The 903-nt window shown below is 42.5% G+C and carries 2 protein-coding genes; one reads left to right on the forward strand and one right to left on the reverse strand.

From position 1 onward, the window contains the following. Positions 1-294: 294 nt before the first annotated feature. The gene (locus N482_RS24660) at positions 295-471 is read left to right on the forward strand and encodes a hypothetical protein (protein ID WP_155730441.1); all 177 of its coding nucleotides are present in this window, start codon (positions 295-297) and stop codon (positions 469-471) included. A 98-nt stretch (positions 472-569) separates the two neighbouring features. Here N482_RS24660 and N482_RS01690 read toward each other — a convergent pair. Further along, the coding region (locus N482_RS01690) for an IS66 family transposase (RefSeq protein WP_155730442.1) at positions 570-903 on the reverse strand (334 nt) is incomplete at its 5' end.

Consider the following 903-nt stretch of genomic DNA (forward strand, 5'->3'; position numbering starts at 1 on the left):
AAAGTCAACTAGAAAATTTAATTTTTTAAATCAACCTTTCAATTTAACTTTACCCTTCACTTTGGTTTGCGTTTTTCGTTGCATCCCGCCGTGTCAGTGGGAGCGCATTATAGGGAGTTCCCAAATTAGTGCAAGCAATTTTTTAAGAAAAATCACAAAAATACACCTTTCGAATAAAAACCGTACTGAAACGGCCATTTTTGTATAATTAGCATACAAACAAGTTCGTTTTTATTTTAAGGGATTAACGATAGCAAGTACTTGTCTTTTGCGTAAGTAAGGAGCACCAGCCTAATGACAAAGCGCACAGCGCCGACATTATCTTTGCGCAAGGGCGATGAGAGACCGAAGCAACGCTTCGCAGTTCGAACAGGTGAGCGTATGGATGCGCGAAGGGACCCAGCTTTTCAGTGCCAAGTGTTAATGACCGTGAGCGAAGCGAGTTCATTTGCTTTGCGCAAGGTGAAATGAGTAGTTTTAACAAATGCTGAGAGATTTACGATTCAATTAGAAAAGGTTCGTAACTGTGAAACTTGCTCCCTTCTCCGTAAGCGTCTAGCTAACTACACCTAGTCTTGTTTAATGTTCCAAGGTAACAATGGCTCTAGGTTATTAGGTTGCTCGGCAAGGTGCTGCAAACAAGTTGCTATATAATCGTGCACTACAAGGTCATTGGCTTTTGCCGTTTCAACAAGGCTATAGAGTATGGCACTGGCATGTGCACCACTACAGGTGTTTGAGAACAGCCAGTTTTTGCGCCCTATAACGAACGGTTTTATTGCCCGCTCGGCGCGGTTGTTGTCAATACTGAGCCTGCCATCTTCTAGATAACGCCTGAATTTCTCAAACTGATTGATTGCGTAATTGATGGCTTTGCCCAACGGCGTTTTCGGTGGAATTTTA

The organism is Pseudoalteromonas luteoviolacea NCIMB 1942 (assembly GCF_001625595.1).
In the GTDB taxonomy this organism is placed as follows: domain Bacteria; phylum Pseudomonadota; class Gammaproteobacteria; order Enterobacterales; family Alteromonadaceae; genus Pseudoalteromonas; species Pseudoalteromonas luteoviolacea_A.